This is a genomic window from Burkholderia metallica (assembly GCF_902832845.1).
In the GTDB taxonomy this organism is placed as follows: Bacteria; Pseudomonadota; Gammaproteobacteria; order Burkholderiales; family Burkholderiaceae; genus Burkholderia; species Burkholderia metallica.
In genome coordinates, this window is sequence record NZ_CADFDB010000011.1 from 131,678 (window position 1) to 152,578 (window position 20,901).

The 20,901-nt window shown below is 68.4% G+C and carries 16 protein-coding genes and 1 pseudogene; 6 read left to right on the forward strand and 11 right to left on the reverse strand.

All coding sequences use genetic code 11. The features are described from left to right. Positions 1–75 precede the first annotated feature (75 nt). Complete coding sequence (locus HWX08_RS27210; RefSeq protein WP_174922199.1) at positions 76–960, forward strand: LysR family transcriptional regulator; 885 nt, start codon at positions 76–78, stop codon at positions 958–960. A 73-nt stretch (positions 961–1,033) separates the two neighbouring features. On the opposite strand, the gene eutC is transcribed toward HWX08_RS27210, so the two are convergent. From eutC to HWX08_RS27230, 4 genes are all read right to left on the reverse strand, one after another. Then, on the reverse strand, positions 1,034–1,828 hold the full coding sequence (gene eutC, locus HWX08_RS27215) for an ethanolamine ammonia-lyase subunit EutC (protein WP_069255431.1): 795 nt from the start codon (positions 1,826–1,828) through the stop codon (positions 1,034–1,036). Further along, positions 1,825–3,222 (reverse strand): ethanolamine ammonia-lyase subunit EutB, encoded by a 1,398-nt coding sequence (locus tag HWX08_RS27220; protein ID WP_174922200.1) that lies wholly within the window; start codon positions 3,220–3,222, stop codon positions 1,825–1,827. Before HWX08_RS27220 ends, eutC begins: the two co-directional genes overlap by 4 nt. 129 nt (positions 3,223–3,351) lie before the next feature. Beyond that, the gene (gene eat / locus HWX08_RS27225) at positions 3,352–4,764 is read right to left on the reverse strand and encodes an ethanolamine permease (RefSeq protein ID WP_069255430.1); all 1,413 of its coding nucleotides are present in this window, start codon (positions 4,762–4,764) and stop codon (positions 3,352–3,354) included. A 412-nt stretch (positions 4,765–5,176) separates the two neighbouring features. Continuing rightward, positions 5,177–6,640 (reverse strand): mechanosensitive ion channel, encoded by a 1,464-nt coding sequence (locus HWX08_RS27230; protein WP_069255429.1) that lies wholly within the window; start codon positions 6,638–6,640, stop codon positions 5,177–5,179. A gap of 264 nt (positions 6,641–6,904) precedes the next feature. On the opposite strand from HWX08_RS27230, the pseudogene HWX08_RS27235 reads away from it, so the two are divergent. Further along, positions 6,905–7,451: pseudogene (locus tag HWX08_RS27235) on the forward strand (AraC family transcriptional regulator); the annotation flags it as partial. Positions 7,452–7,577: 126 nt separating this feature from the next. Here HWX08_RS27235 and HWX08_RS27240 read toward each other — a convergent pair. After that, entirely contained in the window at positions 7,578–7,970 is a 393-nt protein-coding gene (locus HWX08_RS27240) for a zinc ribbon domain-containing protein (protein WP_174922202.1), read from the reverse strand. Between the two features lie 10 nt (positions 7,971–7,980). Then, positions 7,981–10,497, reverse strand: coding sequence for a heavy metal translocating P-type ATPase (locus HWX08_RS27245; protein WP_174922203.1), 2,517 nt, complete (start codon positions 10,495–10,497; stop codon positions 7,981–7,983). Positions 10,498–10,579: 82 nt separating this feature from the next. Here HWX08_RS27245 and cadR point away from each other — a divergent pair, with 82 nt between their 5' ends. Continuing rightward, the gene (gene cadR / locus HWX08_RS27250) at positions 10,580–11,011 is read left to right on the forward strand and encodes a Cd(II)/Pb(II)-responsive transcriptional regulator (protein WP_069255426.1); all 432 of its coding nucleotides are present in this window, start codon (positions 10,580–10,582) and stop codon (positions 11,009–11,011) included. A gap of 68 nt (positions 11,012–11,079) precedes the next feature. Beyond that, entirely contained in the window at positions 11,080–11,652 is a 573-nt protein-coding gene (locus HWX08_RS27255) for a PadR family transcriptional regulator (RefSeq protein ID WP_069255425.1), read from the forward strand. Between the two features lie 45 nt (positions 11,653–11,697). Here the strand turns inward: HWX08_RS27255 and HWX08_RS27260 are convergent, their stop codons facing one another. The 4 genes from HWX08_RS27260 to HWX08_RS27275 all read right to left on the reverse strand — a co-directional run bounded on the left by HWX08_RS27260 (position 11,698) and on the right by HWX08_RS27275 (position 16,036). Next, positions 11,698–13,128, reverse strand: coding sequence for an FAD-binding oxidoreductase (locus tag HWX08_RS27260; RefSeq protein WP_174922204.1), 1,431 nt, complete (start codon positions 13,126–13,128; stop codon positions 11,698–11,700). A gap of 15 nt (positions 13,129–13,143) precedes the next feature. Next, entirely contained in the window at positions 13,144–13,932 is a 789-nt protein-coding gene (locus tag HWX08_RS27265; RefSeq protein ID WP_107312697.1) for an ABC transporter substrate-binding protein, read from the reverse strand. A 70-nt stretch (positions 13,933–14,002) separates the two neighbouring features. Then, on the reverse strand, positions 14,003–15,157 hold the full coding sequence (locus HWX08_RS27270; protein ID WP_174922205.1) for a pyridoxal phosphate-dependent aminotransferase: 1,155 nt from the start codon (positions 15,155–15,157) through the stop codon (positions 14,003–14,005). A 210-nt stretch (positions 15,158–15,367) separates the two neighbouring features. Then, positions 15,368–16,036, reverse strand: a complete 669-nt coding sequence (locus tag HWX08_RS27275) for a TetR/AcrR family transcriptional regulator (protein WP_174922206.1) — start codon at positions 16,034–16,036, stop codon at positions 15,368–15,370. Positions 16,037–16,155: 119 nt separating this feature from the next. On the opposite strand from HWX08_RS27275, the gene HWX08_RS27280 reads away from it, so the two are divergent. Together HWX08_RS27280 and HWX08_RS27285 are read left to right on the forward strand one after the other, a co-directional pair. Next, positions 16,156–17,808, forward strand: a complete 1,653-nt coding sequence (locus tag HWX08_RS27280; protein ID WP_174922207.1) for an acyl-CoA dehydrogenase family protein — start codon at positions 16,156–16,158, stop codon at positions 17,806–17,808. Positions 17,809–17,837: 29 nt separating this feature from the next. Then, positions 17,838–19,349, forward strand: a complete 1,512-nt coding sequence (locus HWX08_RS27285) for a class I adenylate-forming enzyme family protein (RefSeq protein ID WP_174922208.1) — start codon at positions 17,838–17,840, stop codon at positions 19,347–19,349. A gap of 344 nt (positions 19,350–19,693) precedes the next feature. Here the strand turns inward: HWX08_RS27285 and HWX08_RS27290 are convergent, their stop codons facing one another. After that, positions 19,694–20,833, reverse strand: coding sequence for a branched-chain amino acid ABC transporter substrate-binding protein (locus HWX08_RS27290; RefSeq protein WP_069255418.1), 1,140 nt, complete (start codon positions 20,831–20,833; stop codon positions 19,694–19,696). Between the last annotated feature and the right edge of the window lie 68 nt (positions 20,834–20,901).

Below are 20,901 nucleotides of genomic sequence, written 5' to 3' on the forward strand. Positions count from 1 at the left end.
GGTTCACATATAACGGACTAAAATTCCGCAATTCACTCGACCATGGACGCGTGTCCACCCACGCCCTTCGACCCGATGGAAAACCTGACCGGCATCGTCGCGTTCGTCCGCACCGCCGAAGCGCTGAGCTTCGTCGCGGCGGGCCGCGCGCTCGGCATCTCGGCATCGGCGGTCGGCAAGACGATCGCGAAGCTCGAGCAATCGCTCGGCGTGCGCCTGTTCAACCGCACCACGCGGCGCGTCACGCTCACCGAAGAGGGGCGGCATTTCTACGAACGCTGCCAGCGCATCCTCGAGGATTTCCGCGATGCGGAAGCGACGGTGACGGCGTCCGCACAGCGCCCGCGCGGCAGGTTGCGCGTGAGCCTGCCGGTGATCGGCTACCGGTTCCTGCTGCCGGTGCTGCCCGAATTCCGGCAGCGCTACCCGGACGTCGAGCTCGATCTCGATTTCAACGACCGGATGGTGGATGTCGTCGAAGGCGGCTTCGACGCGGTGATTCGCAGCGGCCCGCTGTCGGATTCGAGCCTGATGTCGCGGCGGCTCGGCCCGTTCGCGTTCGTGCTGTGCGCGACGCCCGCGTATCTCGCGCAGGCCGGCACGCCGCGCACGCCGCGCGATCTCGAAGGGCACGAATGCGTGCGCTACTGCTTCCCGACCACCGGCAAGCTGCAGGACTGGGCGCTCGCGGCCGACGACGGCACGCCGCTGAAGCTGCGCACCGCGCTGACCTGCAACAACATGGAAGCGCTGCGCGGCACCGTGCTCGCGGGGCTCGGCATCGGCTACATGCCCGACTTCCTCGCGCGCGACGCGCTCGAACACGGCGCGCTCGTCACCGTGCTCGACGACTACCGGATCGCGCCGGGGCAATTCTCGATCGTGTGGCCGTCGAGCCGGCAGTTGTCGCCGAAGCTGCGCGTATTCGTCGATTTTCTGTGCGAGCGGCTGTTCAGGTAGCCGGTGACGGAAGCCTCGGACGCTAACGCTCGCACCGCTCGAACGGCACGCCTGCCGTCAGGCCCGCGGCTTCTCAGTCCGCCCCGATCCGATCCGCTTCCGCCTGCGGCAGCAGCGCATCGCTGTCGTCCTTCAGACCGACGCCCGTCAGCCCGAGCCGGCGCGCGTGCGTCATCAGGTAATGCAGCTTGTGCGCGGCCCCCGCATACGGCAGCCCTTCGGGCCGCACGTTCGAGATGCAGTTGCGCAGCGCGTCGTGGCAGCCGACCTTCGGCGCCCACGTCAGGTACACGCCGAGACTGTCCGGCGAGCTGAGCCCCGGCCGTTCGCCGATCAGCATCGCGACGACCTTCGCGCGCAGCAGCTCGCCGATCTCGTCGCCGAGCGCGACGCGTGCCTGGGTCGCGACCACCACCGGGCCGATCTGCCAGCCGTCCGCGTCGAGCCGCGGCCGCACGGCCTGCAGCAGCGGCAGCGCCTGTTTCGCGGCCGCGAACGCCGACAGCCCGTCGCCGACCACGAACACGACGTCGGGCCCGTCGCCGCTCACCGTGTCGCCGTACGCGGCCAGCAGCACGCGCCCTTCATCCGACAGCTTGCGGCCCAGGTCGGGCCGGCGCAGATAATGCTGACGATCGGGCGCGGCACTCTGCACGCCGAGCGTCGCGAAGCCGGCCGCGTGGAGTTCGCGCCGCAGCGCGTCCGCGTCGAGCGGCTGGTGCACCGCGTCGCGCGCCTGCGCGTGCGACAGGTTGAACGCGAGCAGCGGCGCGGTCGGCAGGCTGTTGCCCGCGCGGCCGAGCGCGATCCGCGCATTCGTGAACGACTTCAGCTGCGCCCACGGGTTCTTTTCGACGGCGTCGCTCATGCCGAAATCCCCATCCAGTCGTTCGCGCCCGCGAGCAGCGGCACGCGCGACGTCGCCGCGCGCAATGCGCCGTGCGCGTCGGCGATCTCCATCGTCTCCAGCCATTCCTCGAATTCCGGCGCGCGGCGCAGGCCGAGCACCTCGCGCACGTAGAGCTGGTCGTGAAACGACGTGCTCTGGTAGTTCAGCATCACGTCGTCCGCGCCCGGAATCCCCATGATGAAGTTGATGCCGGCCGCGCCCAGCAGCGTCAGCAGCGTGTCCATGTCGTCCTGGTCGGCTTCGGCGTGGTTCGTGTAGCAGATGTCGCAGCCCATCGGCACGCCGAGCAGCTTCCCGCAGAAGTGATCCTCGAGCCCCGCGCGGATGATCTGCTTGCCGTCGTACAGGTATTCGGGCCCGATGAAGCCGACCACCGTGTTCACGAGGAACGGCTCGAACTTGCGCGCGACCGCATACGCGCGCACTTCGCAGGTCTGCTGGTCGACGCCGGAATGCGCGTTCGCCGACAGCGCGCTGCCCTGTCCCGTCTCGAAGTACATGAGGTTGTTGCCGACGGTGCCGCGCTGCAGCGACAACGCGGCCTCGCGCGCTTCGCCGAGCAGCGCGAGCGAGATCCCGAAGCTCGCGTTCGCCTTCTCGGTGCCCGCGATCGACTGGAACACGAGATCGACCGGCGCGCCCTTGTCGATCGCCGCGATCGTGTTGGTCACGTGGGTGAGCACGCACGACTGCGTCGGCACGCCGTAGCGCTCGCGGAACCCGTCGATCATCGCGAGCAGCTTCACGATCGCCGCGAGGCTGTCGGTGGCCGGGTTGATGCCGATCATCGCGTCGCCGCAGCCGTACATCAGCCCGTCGAGCATCGACGCGGCAATGCCCTTCACGTCGTCGGTCGGATGGTTCGGCTGCAGCCGCACCGACATCCGGCCCGCGAGCCCGACCGTGTTGCGAAAGCGCGTGACGACGCGGCGCTTGCGCGCGGCCGCGATCAGGTCCTGGTTGCGCATCAGCTTCGACACGGCCGCGACCATCTCGGGCGTAAGGCCCGGAGCGATCCGTTCGAGCGCCGCGCCGTCGGCCGCCGGCGACAGCAGCCAGTTGCGGAAATCGCCGACGGTGAGGTGCGAGATTTCCGCGAACGCGGCCGCGTCGTGGTCGTCGACGATCAGCCGCGTGACCTCGTCGTCTTCGTACGGGATCACCGCTTCGTTCAGGAATGCCTTCAGCGGCACGCCCGCGAGCGCGATCTTCGCGGCGACGCGCTCCTCCTCGCTCGCCGCCGCGACGCCGGCGAGCTGGTCGCCGGAACGCAGCGGGCTCGCCTTCGCGAGCAGCGTCTTCAGGTCCGCGAAGCGGTATGTGCGCGGACCGATCGTCTCCGTGTAGGACATCGTGCGAGCCTCCTTGCCCCTCTTCGGGCCCGTCATCAGCGCGAACGGGCCCCGACCAAAACCGACGGCGCGCCCGTCGGACGGGGCGCGCCGGTTGCCGTCAGGAACGGCCGTTCGCCTTCACCCTGCTCATTCCTCCAGCAGCGCGTCGCCGGGCGCGCTTGCCCGCTGCGAACGCGTCGCGAGGAAGTAAGCGTAACCGAGCGCGAGGAAACCGATGAACACCAGCGCGACCAGCCCGTTGAAGTACACCATCGTGCCGAGACAGACGAGCGCCGCCAGGATCGCGAACGCCGGGAAGACCGGGTACAGCGGCGCGCGGAACGGCCGCGCCATGTTCGGATGCGAGCGGCGCAGCTTGAACAGCGACGCCATGCTCACGATATACATCACGATCGCACCGAACACCGACATCGTCACGATATTCGCGGTCAGCGTCTGCCCGCCGAACTGGATCAGCTCGTCGCTGTAGATCGCCGCGATGCCGACCACGCCGCCCGCGAGGATCGCGCGGTAAGGCGTCTTGAAGCGCGGATGCACCTTCGCGAGCCATTCGGGCAGGTAGCCTTCGCGGGCCAGCGCGAAGATCTGGCGCGAATAGCCGAGGATGATCCCGTGGAACGACGCGACGAGCCCGAACAGCCCGAGCCACACGAGCATGTGCATCCAGCCGCTGTTCGCGCCGACGATGTACTTCATCGCCTGCGGCAGCGGATCGTTGATGTTCGCGAGCTTGGTCCAGTCGCCCGCGCCGCCGGCGAACACCATCACGCCGATCGCGAGCGCCACGAGGGTCAGAATGCCGGCCACGTACGCGATCGGGATCGAGCGCTTCGGGTTCTTCGCTTCCTCTGCGGCCATCGCGACGCCTTCGATCGCGAGGAAGAACCAGATCGCGAACGGGATCGCCGCGAACATCCCGTGGAACGCGCCCACGCTGAAGTGATCGGCGCCCGACCAGCCGCCCTTCGTGAAATTGCTCCACGCGAAGCCCGGCGACACGACGCCCATGAACACCAGCAGCTCGAAGATCGCGAGCAGCGTGACGACCAGCTCGAAGGTCGCCGCGATCTGCACGCCGACGATGTTCAGCGCCATGAACACGAGATACGCGCCCATCGCCGCGTGCTTCGGCTCGAGGCCCGGGAACTGCACGTGCAGGTAAGCGCCGATCGCGAGCGCGATCGCGGGCGGCGCGAACACGAACTCGACGAGCGTCGCGGCGCCGGCGAGATAGCCGCCGGTCGGGCCGAACGCACGGCGCGCATACGCGAACGGGCCGCCCGCGTGCGGGATCGACGTCGTCAGCTCGGTGAAACTGAAGATGAAGGTGGTGTACATCGCCGCGACGAACAGCGCGGTAATGACAAAGCCCAGCGTGCCAGCGCTCGCCCAGCCGTAGCTCCAGCCGAAGTATTCGCCGGAAATCACGAGGCCGACCGCGATGCCCCACAGTTGCCAGGTCCCGAGCGTCTGCTGCAGCGCGGGCTGGCCGGACGACTTGGCGCCGGCGGCGGGCCGGCCATTCGACTCTGCTTTCATCGGACTCTCTCCTCAAAGGGCGGGCCTGCCGGCCTGCGCAACTGAGAATCGATGCTAGAGAGTCATTAAACGACGTGTTATCGAAATTCGGCAAAGATCGAGGCTGACATTTCGCTGACGGAAATGCTGATGCGGTGCGTGGGTTGGAGCTTGGGACTGCGGCTGTGGCCTAGGGCGGGAGCCGATGTCGATGCGGGAACCCGAGCCGGAGCCGATCAGCAACGTCCCAGCGTTCATCCGGACACGCCGCTGCGACCTTCGCCCGCGCCGACGCATCGATTTCACACACGCGATGACGCACGACCGGACGCCGCCGCGGGCCGTTCGCGCGTCACGAATACAGGCGATGAAGCGCGCGGTACCCGTCCAGCCGCGCAACGCAGCGCGGCCGACCGGATACGCAAGCGCAGCGTTACTGCCCGCCGCCGCGCTGGTTGAACCAGCGATCGAGCAGCTTGCCGGCCGCCTCGCGGCCGCCAAGGCCGAACGACAGCGCCACCGCCACCGCGATCGCGCCGAGCACGAGGCCGAACGCGAGCTGGACGATCTCGTTCGCGATACCCATCGCGCGCAGCCCCATCGCGAACACGAGCCCGAGGATCGCGAATTGCGCGATACGCGCAAACAGCACGCTGTGTTCGCGGTCGGCCTGCTCGATCACGCGGCGCGCGAGGCCCGCGAGCCACACGCCGATCACGAGGATCACGCCGCCCATCAGCACGTGCCCGCCGAATTCGATGAACAGCGTGACGACGTCGCGCACCTGCGAGAAGCCGAGCCGGTTCGCGGCCTCGACCGACGCGAACAGCATCGCGAAGAACACGATCAGCCGCGCGACCAGCACCGACGGCTGCAGGATGCCCGAGAACACGCGTTCGACGCCGAGCACGGCCGGCAGCCCGTCGACGCCCGCGGCTTCCAGCAGCTTCTGCGCGAGCGATGCGACGAAGCGCGCGAAATAGTACGTCACCAGCACGATCACGATCGCCGCGACGATGTCCGGCACCGCGCCGAGGAACTGGTTCAGCATGTTGGTCGCGGGAATCGAGATCGCGTCGATCTTCAGCGCGTCGAGCGCGGAGATCAGCGTCGGCACGAACACGAACACGTAGACGATCGTGCCGATCAGGCTCGACACGCGCACGGGCGTCGGGCTGTCGATGCCCTGCGTGAGCCGGTCGGCGCCGGCGGCCACCAGCAGGTTCGTCACGAGGCCGCGCAGCACGCGCGCGACGACCCAGCCGACGAAGCCGATCGCCGCGGCCGCGAACAGGTTCGGCACGATCGCGAGCAGCTTGTCGACCATCCCCTGCACCGGCGACAGCAGCCCCGACAGCGCGAACGACGCGAGAATCGCCGGCAGGAACATCAGGATCACGAGCCAGAACAGCACGTCGCCGAGATAACCGCTCATCGGCTGCATGCCGGCGCCTTCGGACAGCGTGCTGTCGATCTTGCTCGCCTTCAGCGCGCGGTTCGCGAGGCTGCGCAGCAGCGATGCGATGAGCCACGCGATCAGCGTCAGCGCCGCGCCGCCGATCAGGTTCGGCAGGTAGTTGACGATGTGCGTGACGAGCAGCGAGAACGGATTGGAGACCGCGTACAGGTTGAGCACGTTGAAGATGCCCACCGCGGTGACGAGCAGCACGAGCCAGAACAGCCCGCCGGCGATGATGCGCTCGACGCAGGCGCCCTGGCCGGTGCTTTCGGTGATCCGCTGATCGACCTTCAGCGCACTGAGCAGGCGCATCGCGCCGGCCCGCGCCACGACGGCGATCAGCCAGCCGATCACCAGGATGCCGATCGCGCCGGCGATCTTGGGCAGATACCCCCCTAGCGTGGTCTGCAGCGACGTGATGAAGCTGGAAGCATCCATTTCTTCTTCTCCCGAAAACGTGGTGTGGCGATGGAACATCGACGAACGACCTGCGTACTTCGAAAAACGTGCTGCCCCGACGAAGCAACTTACCCGAGAAAAATGACGCGATCACCCGATTTCACCGTCTTTAACTTTAGTCATCAATCTCGGAGGGGCAAGACCCCATTTCGTCAAAATAAAAAGGGGCGCGATTCGTCGGCGTCCTACGCATTTCCGCACGATTTGTCCGTTCGGCGCGTGCTACCGTGACGTCGGTTTCCGCCCGCGCAGTACCGGCGCGCAGGCAGCCTGCCGGCCCATCTATCCGCTACAGCAAGGAGAAGAAGACATGTTCAAGCATGAAGTCGAGATCCGGCGGCTGCCGGAACTGCACGGCTATGCGGTGGCGCACACCGGGTCGTACCTGAAGGTCGGCGAAGCGTTCGCGCGCATCGGTGCGTGGGTCGGGCAGCACGGGCTGATCGGTCCGGGCGCGAAGATGATCGGCATTTTCTGCGACGATCCGGACACGACGCCCGAAGCGCAGTTGCGCGCGAAGGCCTGCTTCATGCCGGCCGACGGGGCGCCGGACGTCGAACCGGTGCCGCCGGTGGAGCGCGTGACGATAGCAGGCGGCGAATACGCGGTGCTGCTGCATACGGGACCGTATGCAGACCTGAAGACCGCCTACCAATGGCTGTACGGCGACTGGCTGCGTCACGCCGGCCGCGAAGCCGCCGACGCGCCGCCGTTCGAGCTTTACCTCAATACGCCGATGGACGCGGCGCCGGCCGACCTGCGGACCGAGATCTACCTGCCGCTACGCTGAGTGAAGAGCCGGTGCGTGAGCGCCGGCCGTGAAACGAAACGCGCCGGCCGGCATTTCCGCCCGACCGGCGCGAACGTGCGAACGTGCGACCGGGTGACCGGGTGACCGGGTGACCGGGTGACCGGCTTACGCGGCCTGAGCGCCGCACCCGGGACAGAAACGCGCGTCAGTCGCCAACGCCGCGTGACAGCGGCTGCAGGCCTTGCTGCGTTGCGCCGCGCCGCATTGCGCGCAGAAGCGCGCGTCGACCGCATTGAGCGCGCCGCAGCCCGCGCATGCGAGCTGGCTCAGCGGGACGTTGCCGCCCGGGCCGCCTGGCCCGCCGCCGGCGTCGGCCGACGCCTGCCAGCCCCAGCCGTGGCGATCGCGGCCGCGCGCATCGTGACCGCCGTGCTGGTCGCGGCGCTGTCCGCCGTGATGGCCGCCGCTACCGCCGTTTCCGCCGCTGCCGTGCCCGCTGCCGTGCCCGCTGCCATGGCCACCGCCGAGGCCGCCCAGGATCCGTTTCAGAAAGCTCATCGCCCGCTCCTCAACGCGCGGCCTGCGCGCCGCCGAACGCCCCGGAGGACGACAGCAGCCGCAAACCGTTGGCCACGACGATCAGGCTCGCGCCCGCGTCGGCGAAGACTGCCATCCACATCGTGCCGAGCCCCGCGACCGTGAGGCCGAGGAACACGATCTTCACGCCGAGCGCGAAGCCGATGTTCTGCACCAGCACGCGGTGCGTCGCGCGCGACAGCCGCACGAACGCGGGAATCTTGCGCAGATCGTCGTCCATCAGCGCGACGTCGGCCGTCTCGATCGCCGTGTCGGTGCCCATCGCGCCCATCGCGAAACCGATATCGGCACGCGCGAGCGCCGGCGCATCGTTGATCCCGTCGCCGACCATCCCGACCGCGCCCGCGCCGCCGGCCGACAGTTCCTCGACCGCCGCGAGCTTGTCTTCCGGCAACTGGTTGCCGCGCGCATCGTCGATGCCCGCCTGCTGCGCGATCGCCTGCGCGGTATGCGGGTTGTCGCCCGTCAGCATCGCCGTGCGAATGCCGAGCGCGTGCAGATCGGCGATCGCTTCACGGCTCGTGTCCTTGATCGTGTCGGCCACCGCGAAGATGCCCAGCACGCGCACTTCGTCGACCAGCACCACGACGCTCTTGCCCTGCCGTTCGAGCACGTCGAGCTTCGCTTCGAGCGCCGTCGAGCAACGCTCGAGCTCCTCGACGAGCCGGTGATTGCCGAGCCAGTAGCGCGTGCCGTCGATCGTGCCGCGCACGCCGCGCCCGACGATCGCTTCGAACTCCTTGACATCGGCGAAGGCCGTCGTGCCGGCGTCGCGCGCCGCAGTGGCAAGCGCCTGCGACACCGGGTGATCGGAGCGCGCCGCGAGGCTCGCGCCGAGATACCGGACACGCGCGTCGTCGGCGTCGTCCGCATGCAGGTCGAAGTCGGTCTGCACCGGCTTGCCGTGCGTGATCGTGCCGGTCTTGTCGAGCGCGAGCCACGCGAGCTTGCGCCCTTCTTCCAGATAGACGCCGCCCTTCACCAGAATCCCGCGTCGCGCCGCGGCCGCGAGCCCCGACACGATCGTCACCGGCGTCGAGATCACCAGCGCGCACGGGCACGCGATCACGAGCAGCACCAGCGCGCGATAGATCCAGTCTTGCCATGCACCGCCCGTGACGAGCGGCGGCACCACCGCCACCAGCAGCGCGACCACGAACACGATCGGCGTATAGACGCGCGCGAACTGGTCGACGAAGCGCTGCGTCGGCGCCTTCGCACCCTGCGCTTCCTCGACCGCGTGGATGATCCGCGCAAGCGTCGAGTTGGCCGCGACCGCCGTCACGCGATAGTCGAACGAACCCGATTCGTTGATCGTGCCCGCGTACACGGCGTCGCCGGTCGTCTTGTCGACCGGCAGGCTCTCGCCGGTGATCGGCGCCTGGTTGACCGTCGAACGGCCCGCGACGACTTCGCCGTCCAGCCCGATCCGTTCGCCCGGCTTCACGCGCACGACCGCGCCGAGCGCCACCTGCGCGGCCTCGATCATGCGCCACGACCCGTCGGTGTCCTGCACGGTCGCGGTGTCCGGCGCGAGCTGCATCAGGCCCTGAATCGCATTGCGCGCCCGGTCCAGCGACTTCGCCTCGATCAGCTCGGCAATCGTGAACAGCACCATCACCATCGCGGCTTCCGGCCACTGGCCGATCGCCATCGCCCCCGTCACCGCGATGCTCATCAGCGCGTTGATGTTCAGGTTGCCGTTGCGGATCGCGATCCAGCCTTTCTTGTACGTGGTGAGCCCGCACGCGAGCACCGCCGCGAGCGCGAGCGCCGCCGACAGCCAGACGGGCAGGCCGGCCCACGTCGCACCCTCGGACGCGATCGCGGCGACGCCGGCCAGCGCCAGCGGCCACCACGGCTTCGCGGGCGCGTCGGCGACGCGCGGCGCCGGTGCGCCCGCCGTTGCCGCCTCGGGCGTCATCCCGAGCGTGCGGATCGCGCTTTCGATCGCCGGCTGGGCGCCCGGCACGTGCTCGACGGTCAGCATCCGCTGCATCAGGTTGAATTCGAGCGCCGACACTTCGCTCATCCCGCCGAGCTTCTTGCGGATCAGCGTTTCCTCGGTCGGGCAGTCCATCTGCATGATCCGGAACGCGGAGCGCACGTGGCCCGACGCGGTCGCCTGCGCGACCGGCAGCGGCGCGAGCGTCAGCGCAGCAGGCGCGCAGCAGTCGCCGGCTGCGTGGTCGTGGTCGTGGTCGTGACCGGCATGGTCGTGCGCGGCGTGATCGTGGCCCGCTTCGCCATGCGCGGCATGCCCGTGCGAGCACGACGCTCCGTGCGCATGCGTTTCGTCGTGCGTATGGCCGTGATCGTGGTCATGGTCGTGGCCGCGCGATGCGGCCTTGCCGTGCGCGTGCTCGCCGGCCGCCGGCGCCGCATCGGCAACGGTCGCCAGTTGCGTGTCGCCCTCATCGGCGCAGCATGCATCGGCGCCGCCGGCATGACGGTGTCGTGGGTCGGGGGTACGCTGGGCGTCGGTCATGACAACCTCCTTTGTGGCTTGACGGTGTAGAGTTAACACCCTGAAGCCACTACAAGGTCAACCCTTACACCGGAGAAAGGTCATGAAGATTGGCGAACTGGCCAAAGCGGCCCGCTGCACGCCCGAGACGATCCGTTTCTACGAGAAAGAGGGGCTGATGCCGGATGCGGAGCGCACCGATTCGAACTACCGCAGCTACACCGACGTGCACGTCGAACGGCTGCGCTTCATCCGCAACTGCCGCGCGCTGGACATGGCGCACGACGAGATCCGCTCGCTGCTGCGGCTTACCGACGCGCCGGCCGATCCGTGCGATTCGATCAATGCGCTGCTCGACGAACACATCGGGCACGTCGACGCGCGCCTCGCGGAACTCACTCATCTGCGCAACCAGCTCTCCGAATTGCGCCGCCAGTGCGTTGGCGAGCACTCGGTCGAGGATTGCGGCATCGTGCACGGTCTTGCGACGATGGAAACCGCCGCACCGGCCGCGAAGCGTTCGCACCTCGGCTGAAACCCTTGTAAAACAAGATAGTCTGATAGAGAATAGTTATATTATTACTAGGTATATGATAACTATTCATGTCTACTAGTCGACCGTCCCCGCTCGCGCTGGCCGTCCTCGCGACGCTCACCGAAACGCCGATGCATCCGTACGGGATGCTGCAGCAACTGAAGGCTCGCGGGTACGACGAAGTCGTCAACGTGCGGCAGCGCACGAGCCTCTATCAGACGATCGACCGGCTGCTGCGCGACGGGCTGATCGCCGTGCACGACACCGAGCGCGACGGCGCGTTTCCGGAGCGCACGCTGTATGCGTTGACCGAGGCCGGGCACACGGCCGGGCAGGCGTGGCTGCATGCGCTGCTCGCGGAGCCCGCGCGCGAATTCCCGGCGTTCGGCGCCGGCCTCGCATTCCTGCCGCTGCTCGACGCCGAAGATGCACGCCATCAGCTCGAGCTTCGGATCGCCCGGCTCGATGCCGAGCGCGAACGTCTCGAAACGCTGCGCGCCACCGCACAGGCCGACCAGGTGCCGCGCCTGTTCCTGCTGCAGAACGAGCATGCGCTCGTGCTGCTCAACGCCGAACTCGAATGGGCGCGCAGCGTCGTCGAACACCTGAAGATCGGCGCGCTGCGCTGGGTGGACGGCTGACGCGTCGGACCGGCCGGCATCCGCCGGCAACGGGCCTCGCCGCGATCAGAGCACCTTGCCGGGATTCAGGATGCCGAGCGGGTCCAGCGCGGCCTTCAGGCGGCGCATCAGGCCGATTTCCGCGTCGCTGCGCGTATGCGCGAGATAGGGGCGCTTGAGCACGCCGATCCCGTGCTCGGCCGACACCGAACCGCCCATGTCCCGCACCACCGCGTACACGCCGTGATCGAGCGCATCGAGGTCCGCGTCGGTCATTCCCGCCAGCGATACGCCGATATGCACGTTGCCGTCACCCACATGGCCGAAGAACAGGCACGTCGCGTCCGGCCAGCGTGCGCGCAACGCCGCGTCGCAACGCTCGGCGAATGCGCCGAGTTCGCCGGTCGGCAAGCTCACGTCGAAGTTGACCAGATGCGGCAGCGCATCGATCGCGAGACCTTCGCGCAACGTCCACAGGTCGCGCGCCTGCCGCTCCGACGTCGCGAGCACCGCATCCTCCACGAGCCCTGCGTCGAACCCGGCCGCCAGAGCGGTTTCCAGCGCATGGTGCGCATCGCCGCCCGGCGCGCTCGTCGCGCATTCGATCAGTACCGCGAAGCCGTCGTCGCCGACAAACGGCGCCGAGACGCCCGGCGTATGACGCGCGACGTAGTCGTAGAACGCCGGCCACATCGCCTCGAAGCTGACGACTTCCGGCTGCGTGCGCATGCCGTTCCACAGCGCGAGCACCGCGTCGTAGTCGCGCACGCGGCAGAGCGCCGTGGCCGGCGCGGCGAGCAACGGATGCAGCCGCAGCACCGCGCGCGTGACGACGCCGAGCGTCCCCTCGCTGCCGATGAACAGCTGCTTCAGGTCGTAGCCCGCATTGTTCTTCAGCATCCGGCTCATCGACGACACGACCGTGCCGTCCGCGAGCACGGCCTCGAGCCCGAGCACCTGCTCGCGCATCATCCCGTAGCGGATCGCGCGCGTGCCGCCCGCGTTGGTCGCGAGCATGCCGCCGATCTGGCACGAGCCGCGCGCGCCGAGATCGACACCGAACGTGAAGCCCGCCGCTTGCGCGGCTTCCTGCACCGTCTGCAACGGCGTCCCGGCGCGCACGGTGATCGTGCCGGCTGCCGCGTCGAGCGCCTCGATGCCCGCGAAACGCTCCATCGACAGCACGACCTCGCCGCCGAGCGCGACCGCGCCGCGCGCGAGCCCCGTCAGGCCGCCTTGCGGCACGACCGGCTGGCCGAGCCGCGCGCACAGCGCGAGCGTGCGCGACACGTCGTCGACGCTGCGCGGGCGCACCAGCGCGCGCGGCCGCACGCCGGCCGGCTCGTTGTACGCGGTGAAGTAACGCGGATCGATGTCGGCCGCTCGCGTGACGAGCGCCTCGCCCAGTTCGGCGACGAGCACGGCTTCGAGCGCGTCGCCCGACAGCGGCGCGGCCGCCGGTTCGCCGCTCGCGGCGGCCGTGTTCCGGTTCTGCATCGCGCGCGGCTGCACTTACTTCGCCGAGATGTCGATATCGCCGAAATACTTCAGCCCGAGCGACTTCACCGTGCCGTCCGCCTTCAGCTTGTCGATCGCCGCATCGAGTTTCGCCTTCAGCGCGCTGTCGCCCTTGCGCAGCCCGAATGCGATGCCGCTGCCGAGGATCTTGTCGTCGTGCACCGGCTGGCCGACGAACGCGAAGCCCTTGCCGTCCGGACGCGACAGGAAGCCGCGCTGGCCCGACGGTGCGAGCACGAGCGTCGCGTCGAGACGGCCCGCTACCAGATCCGCATACGCCTGGTTCTGGTCCTGGTACGCGACGATCGCGACGCCGGCCGGCTCCCAGTGCGCCTTCGCGAAGGTTTCCTGGATCGATGCCTGCAGCACGCCGACGCGCTTGCCCTTCAGCGATTCGGGCGTCGGCAGCAGGCCGCTGCCGGTGCGCGCGATCAGCTGGGTCGGCACGCGATAGATGATCGTCGTGAAATCGATCGCCTGGCGGCGCTGCTCGGTCGCATTCATCGCCGAGTTGATCGCGTCGAACTTGCGCCCCTTCAGCGCGGGAATCAGCCCGTCGAACGACGTCTCGACCCATTTGCACGACAGCTTCGCCGTCTGGCAGACGGCATTGCCGACGTCGATGTCGAAGCCCTGCAGGTCGCCGTTCGGCGCTTTCGATTCGAACGGCGGGTATTGCGCTTCAAGGCCGAAACGCAGCGTCTGCGCGTCGGCGAGCGCCGCGCCCGAGCCGATTGCGCACGCGAGTGCGAACGCGAGTTTCAGGGTGGTCGTGTGCTTCATCGTGATCTCCTGTGTCTGGTCGATGCGACGCGCCCGTCGCCGGATGCCCGTCGCCGGTTTTCATACGGGCCTACAGCGAACGCAGCCGCCGCGCGCCTTCGACCAGCGTCGCGTCGTCCTTCGAAAAACTGAGCCGGATCACGCCGGCGTCGGTGCCGTCGGTATAGAACGCCGACAGCGGAATCGTCGCGACGCGCGCGTCGCGGATCAGGCGCAGCACGAAATCGCTGTCGCTTTCGTCCGAGAAGTGGCGAAAGCGCGCGAGCATGAAGAACGAGCCTTCGCTCGGCAGCAGCTCGAAACCGGAATCGGCCAACTCGCGCGCGAGCAGGTCGCGCTTGGCCTGATAGAACGCCGACAGGCCGAGATAGCTGTCCGGCCGCGCGAGGATCTCCGCGAACGCGACCTGCATCGGCGTATCGGCCGCGAACACCATGAACTGGTGCACCTTGCGGATCTCGTCCATCAGCTCGGCCGGCGCGAGGCAGTAGCCGACGCGCCAGCCGGTCACGTGGAACGACTTGCCGAACGACGACACGATCACGCTGCGCTCCGCCAGCTCGCGATGGCGCGCCATGCTCTGGTGCTGCGCGCCGTCGAACACGACGTGTTCGTAGACTTCGTCGGACAACACCACGATGCCCGTGTCGCGCGTGAGTTGCGCGAGCCGCGCCAGATCGTCGGCCGAGAACACCGTCGCGGTCGGGTTGTGCGGCGTGTTGACGATGATCATCCGCGTGCGCGGCGTGATGGCTGCGGCCACTTCGTCCCAGTTCACGCGGAAATGCTCGGGCGACAGCTTGATCGCCACCGGCGTCGCGCCCTGCAGCCGCACGATCGGCGCATAGCTGTCGAACGACGGCTCGAAGTAGATCACCTCGTCGCCCGGATGCACGAGCGCGCTGATCGCCGCGTAGAGCCCTTCGCTCGCGCTCGCGATCACCGTGATCTCGGTGGCCGGGTCGTAGCGCGCGCCGTACAGCGCTTCGGTCTTTTCGGCGAGCCGCTCGCGCAGCGCCGTGACGCCGGCCATCGGCGCGTACTGGTTGTGCCCGTCGCGCATCGCGCGGGCGACGCCTTCGACGAGCGCCGGATCGGGCGCGAAATTCGGCGCGCCTTGCGACAGGTTCAATGCATCGTGTCGAGCCGCCAGTTGGCCGATCACCGTGAAGATCGTCGTCCCGACGTCGGGCAGTTTCGAACGGGGCGCGGTGGCGCTTCGCATGACTCCTCCTTCTGATGTCCTTCACGCGGCCCCGCGCGACGCACGCGGCCTGCTTCCACCGCATGATTTAGCCCGAGCCAATATCGGCGGACAATCGAAAGTTCGTCATGGCGGCCATGCATTTTTCTCATGGCTCTTGGAAAGCGGCACGCAGCAACAAGGCTCGCCTGCCGGGGTGGTATGCGAATCAGGCATTACCCCTAGGAGGCTTCACGGGCCGGCCGCCGCCAGGTAGGCGAGCAGCACGGCCCGCAGTTCGTTGCGCAGCGCGGCGATGTCGAACGCGGGCCCGAGCGTCAGCAACGCCTGCGACAGCCCGCCGTAACAGAGCGTGTGCGCCATCCGCGCGAGCCCGTCGAGCCGCGCAGCCGGCGGCGGATCGGCCGCATGCGCGAGCGCGTCGCGCCACAGCGCGACATACGCGTCGTAGTGCCGGCGATACGCGGTGAGCGGCGACACCTGCCGTTCCAGCGCGAAGAGCGCGGCCCACAGCGCCGCGTCGGCGCCGATCGCATCGGCCTGGAGATCGACCAGCGCGACGGCGAGTTCGGCCCGCGGCGCGCCGCGCCGCTGCGCCACGACTTCGCGCAGCCGGTCGGCCAGCGCCTGCACGTACCGGTGGATGCAGAGCGCCGCGAGGCTCTGCTTGTCGCCGAAATACTCGTAGAAGGTGCCGATGCTCACGCCCGCGACGGCCGCGATCTCGCGGATCGTCGCCTGCGCGTAGCCGCGTTCGAGCAAAAGCTGAACGAACGCCTGCTGCAGCGCGTCGGAACTCGCCTGCGCGCGCGACTGGCGCGGCCGGCGGCGCAACGCGGGCGCGGGTTGCGCCGCCGGCTGGCCGGGCGGCGCCGGAACCTGAACATGTCGCGGCGGCATATTTGCTACTCTGAATTCAGCAGGGAATGCGTTTACCGGGCGCCGGAACCCGCGCCGAAGCGCGATCCGGGCGGCACCGCGCCGGCTGCCCGCGAAGCATGAGACCGGAGACAACCTCGATGACCGAAGCGACTCACGCCGTCACGAACCAGTTCGACGAACTGGTCGACTATAACCTCTTCGCGACGGACATCGCGCTGCGCGACGCGCTTGCCCGCGCGGGCGCCGACTGGGCCGTGCCGCAGCTCGACGCATACGGCGCGCGGCTCGGCAGCGCCGACAACGCCCGGCTCGCCGACGAAGCGAACCGCCATCCGCCGGAACTGAACGCGTTCGACCGGCGCGGCCGGCGCATCGACCGCGTCGACTTCCACCCGGCGTGGCACGCGCTGCTCGGCCAGTACCGCCGCGAGGGCTTCGTGTCGCTCGCGTTCCGCGATACGCGCCGCGGCCGCTGGGCCGCGACGGCCGCCGGCTTTTACCTGCATGGCCAGATCGAGGCCGGCACGTTGTGCCCGGCGACGATGACGCAGGCCGCGATCCCCGTGCTGCAGAAGGAACCGGCACTGTGGGATCTGCTGCGCGACAAGCTCTACAGCGACGACTACGACCCGCGCGACGTGCCGGTCGCCGACAAGCGCGCGATCTGGTTCGGCATGGGCATGACCGAGAAACAGGGCGGCTCCGACGTGCGCGCGAACACGACGCTCGCGACCGCCGTCGGCGCCGGCGGACGCGGCGGCGAATACCAACTGCGCGGCCACAAGTGGTTCTTCTCCGCGCCGATGTGCGACGCGCACCTCGTCGTCGCGCGCACCGAAGCCGGCGGCCCGTCGTGCTTCTACGTGCCGCGCTGGCGGCCGGACGGCACGAAGAACGCGGTCGAGATCCAGCGGCTGAAGGACAAGGTCGGCAACCGCAGCAACTCGAGCAGCGAGGTCGAGCTGAACGACGCGTGGGGCATCATGCTCGGCGACGAAGGCCGCGGCATTCCGACCATCATCGAGATGGCCACCTACACGCGGCTGAATTGCGTGCTCGGCAGCGCGGCGATGCTGCGCCAGGGCGTCGTGCAGGCGATCGCCTACACGCGCCAGCGCCACGCGTTCGGCCGCGCGCTCGCCGACCAGCCGCTGATGCGCACCGTGCTCGCCGATCTCGCGCTCGAAAGCGAAGCCGCGCTCTCGCTCGCGATGCGCCTTGCCGACGCGTTCGAGCGCGACGACTCGCCGCGCGAACGCGCGTGGAAGCGAATCGTCACGCCCGCCGCGAAATTCTGGGTGTGCAAGCGCGCGGTCGAGCTGACCGGCGAAGTGATGGAGGTGTTCGGCGGCAACGGCTACGTCGACGACGGTCCGATCGCGCGGCTGTTTCGCGAAGCGCCCGTCAACTCGATCTGGGAAGGCTCGGGCAACGTGATGTGCCTCGACGTGCTGCGCGCGGTGTCGCGCGAGCCCGACGCGGCCGCCGCGCTGTTCGCCGAACTCGCCGACCTCGGCGCGGGCGAACCGCGCATTCGCGCGGCGCTCGACACGCTGCGCGCGATGCTGGCGGCGCCGGCCGACATGCCGGAGGCGTCGGCGCGACTGTTCGCGCAGCGGCTCGCGCTGGTCGCGCAGGCGTGCCTGCTGCGGCGCGATGCACCGGCGGCGGTGTCGGACGCGTTCATTGCGACGCGGCTCGGCGAATCGTCCTGGGGACGGATTGCGGGCGGCTTCGATCCGCGGGCGATCGACGTCGGGGCGTTGCTGCAGCGCGCGTACCCGGCCTGATCGCTTTCGTTCGCCCGCCCGGAGCCCCGATGAACCTCGTCGCTGCCCTCGACCGCGCCGCCCGGGCGACGCCCGGCAAACCGTTCCTCGTCAGCGAATCCGCGACGATCACCTATGCCGCCGCACGCGAGCGCTCGCACCGCGCGGCGGCCGTGCTGAGCGCGCTCGGCGTCGCGGCCGGCGATCGCGTCGCCGCGATGTGCTTCAACACGCCGGCCTTCGTCGACCTGATGTTCGGCGCGTGGCGGCTCGGCGCGACGTTCGTGCCGATCAACCACAAGCTGCAGGCGCCGGAAGTCGACTACGTGCTCGAACACAGCCGCAGCAAGGCGCTGCTGTTCGACGTCGCGCTCGCACCGGTGATCGAGCGCATCGTGCATCCGGCACGGCGGCTCGTGACCGAAGGCGAACTCGACGCCGTGCCGTGCTTCGACATGCTGTGCGCGACGATGGACGGCCTCGCGGGCATCGAGCCGGCCGACGGCGACCTCGCGCAGATCCTCTATACGTCGGGCACGACCGGCCACCCGAAAGGCTGCATGCACAGCCACCGCACCGTGACGCTCGCGGCGATGCAGGCGGCGCTCGCGACCGGCATCGGCCGCAACGAGCGCACGCTGATGGCGATGCCGATCTGGCATTCGTCGCCGCTGAACAACTGGTTCGGCGGCACGCTGATCGCGGGCGGCACCGTCGTGATGCTGCGCGAATACCATCCGCTGCGTTTCCTGCAGACCGTCGAGCGTGAGCGCGTGACGCTGTATTTCGGTGCACCGGTGTCGTACCTGCTGCCGCTCGACACGATCGACGCCTTCGCGGCGTTCGACCTGTCGAGCGTGCGCGCGTGGCTGTACGGGGGCGGGCCGATCGGCCCCGCGCAGGCCGAACGGCTTACGCGGGCGTATCGCAGCGATGCATTCTTCCAGGTGTACGGCATGACGGAGGCGGGGCCGGCCGGCACGACGCTGTATCCGGACGAGCAGATCGCGAAGGCCGGCTCGATCGGCCGCACTGGCGGCCCGGGCGTCGACCTGCGCGTCGTGCGCATGGACGGCGTCGACGCGCGGCCGGGCGAGACCGGCGAGATCTGGCTGAAGACCGACAGCATGATGCTGGGCTATCTCGACGATGCGGCCGCTACACGCACCGCGTTCGCGCCGGATGGCTGGTACCGCACCGGCGACATCGCGCGGATCGATCAGGATGGCTACCTGTTCATCGTCGACCGGCTGAAGGACATGATCGTCACGGGCGGCGAGAACGTGTATTCGAAGGAAGTGGAGGACGTGCTCGGCGCGCACCCGGACATCGCCGAGGCGGCCGTCGTCGGCGTTCCGCATCCGGATTGGGGCGAGACGGTCGTCGCGTACGTCGTGCTGCGCGCGAACACGGCACCCGACGCGGATGCGCTGCGCGCGTTCTGCGGCGAGCGGCTCGCCGCATACAAGATCCCGCGTGAATTCACGTTCGTGCAGGCGCTGCCGCGCACACCGACGGGCAAGCTGCGGAAGTTCCTGCTGCGCGTGCGTCCGAGGGACTGAATACCCACGATTGTGCCAACGCACTTGCAACTTGCGCACTCATATTCCCCTCGCGCCCTCTTTCATCAGCTGGAGCAACTGGATTTTTTACGCGGGACCATCAAGACGAGCGCTCGCGTCTATTCGCATGGCGACGTAGACGATGGGCGGCGTGTGGAAATTTCCTTCCTGCCCGATTGCCCCAACAAGTGCTGTGACGGCAAGTAACGTCATGCTGTCGCCAGTCACGGCGATAACTGCTTCACCAAAGAAAAAGCCACCCGGCCCAACGGCCCGGTGGCTTGTTCGCATGATCGGCGTGGCAGCGGCATGCGCCGCCGCCCGCGCGTCACATCACTGGCGGCTTACTTCCCGCCGATGCTCTTCAGCGGCTTCCACTCGCCCTTCTCGACCTTGTACATCGTGATGCCGCCGTTCTTCAGGTCGCCCTTCGCGTCATACGCGACGTGCGTCGACGTGACGCCCGCCATGTCGCTCTTCGCGAGCACCGGCAGGTACTTCGCCGGATCGGTCGAATCGGCCTTCTTCATCGCGTTCAGCATCGCCATCGCGCCGTCGTACGCGTACGGCGAATAGGTCTGCACTTCTTCGCCGAAACGCTTCTTGTACTTGTCGGCGTAGGTCTTCCCGCCCGGCATCTCCTCGAGCGGGAGGCCAGCCAGCGAAGCAATCGTGCCTTCCGCCGCGTTGCCCGCGATCTTCAGGAACGTCGGCGTCTTCACCATTTCGCCGCTCATCAGCGGAGCGCTGATGCCGAGCGTCTTCATCTGCTTGACCATCGGCGCTGCCTGCGAATCCGCGCCGCCGTAGTAGACGAGGTCCGGCTTCGTCGCCTTGATCTTGGTCAGGATCGCCTTGAAGTCGACTGCCTTGTCGTTCGTGAATTCACGGTCGACGATCGTCGCGCCGCCGGCCTTCGCGGCCTTCTCGAACTGGTCGGCGAGGCCCTGGCCGTAGGCCGTGCGGTCGTCGACGATCGCGATCTTCTTCAGGCCGAGATCCTTCGACGCGAACGTGCCCGCCACCGAGCCCTGCTGCGTGTCGGACGTCATCATGCGGAAGGTCGTCTTGTAGCCTTGCTGCGTGTATTCCGGCGCCGTCGCCATCGCGATTTCCGGAATGCCGGCGTTCGCGTAGATGCGCGATGCGGGGATCGTCGTGCCCGAGTTGAAGTGGCCGAGCATGCCCTTGATGCCGTCGTCGACGAGCTTCTGCGCGACCGTCGTGCCCGTGCGCGGGTCGGCCTGGTCGTCCTGCGTGCTCAGCACGAACTTCACGGGCTTGCCGCCGATCTTCGGGTTCGTCGCGTTGAAATCTTCCAGCGCGAGCACGATCCCGTTCTGCATATCCTTGCCGTAGTGCGCCTGCGCGCCCGTCATCGGCCCTGCGTAACCGATCTTCACGTCATCCGCATGGGCCGTCCCCGCCAGCGACATGACCGCGACGAACGTCGCGCCTGCCACCTTTTTCATCGTGTGTTGCATAGCATCTCCTTGGTACCAGGGTAAATGGAGCGGCTTCGGGATCGCCTTGCCGCTTCCTTTGTTTGATC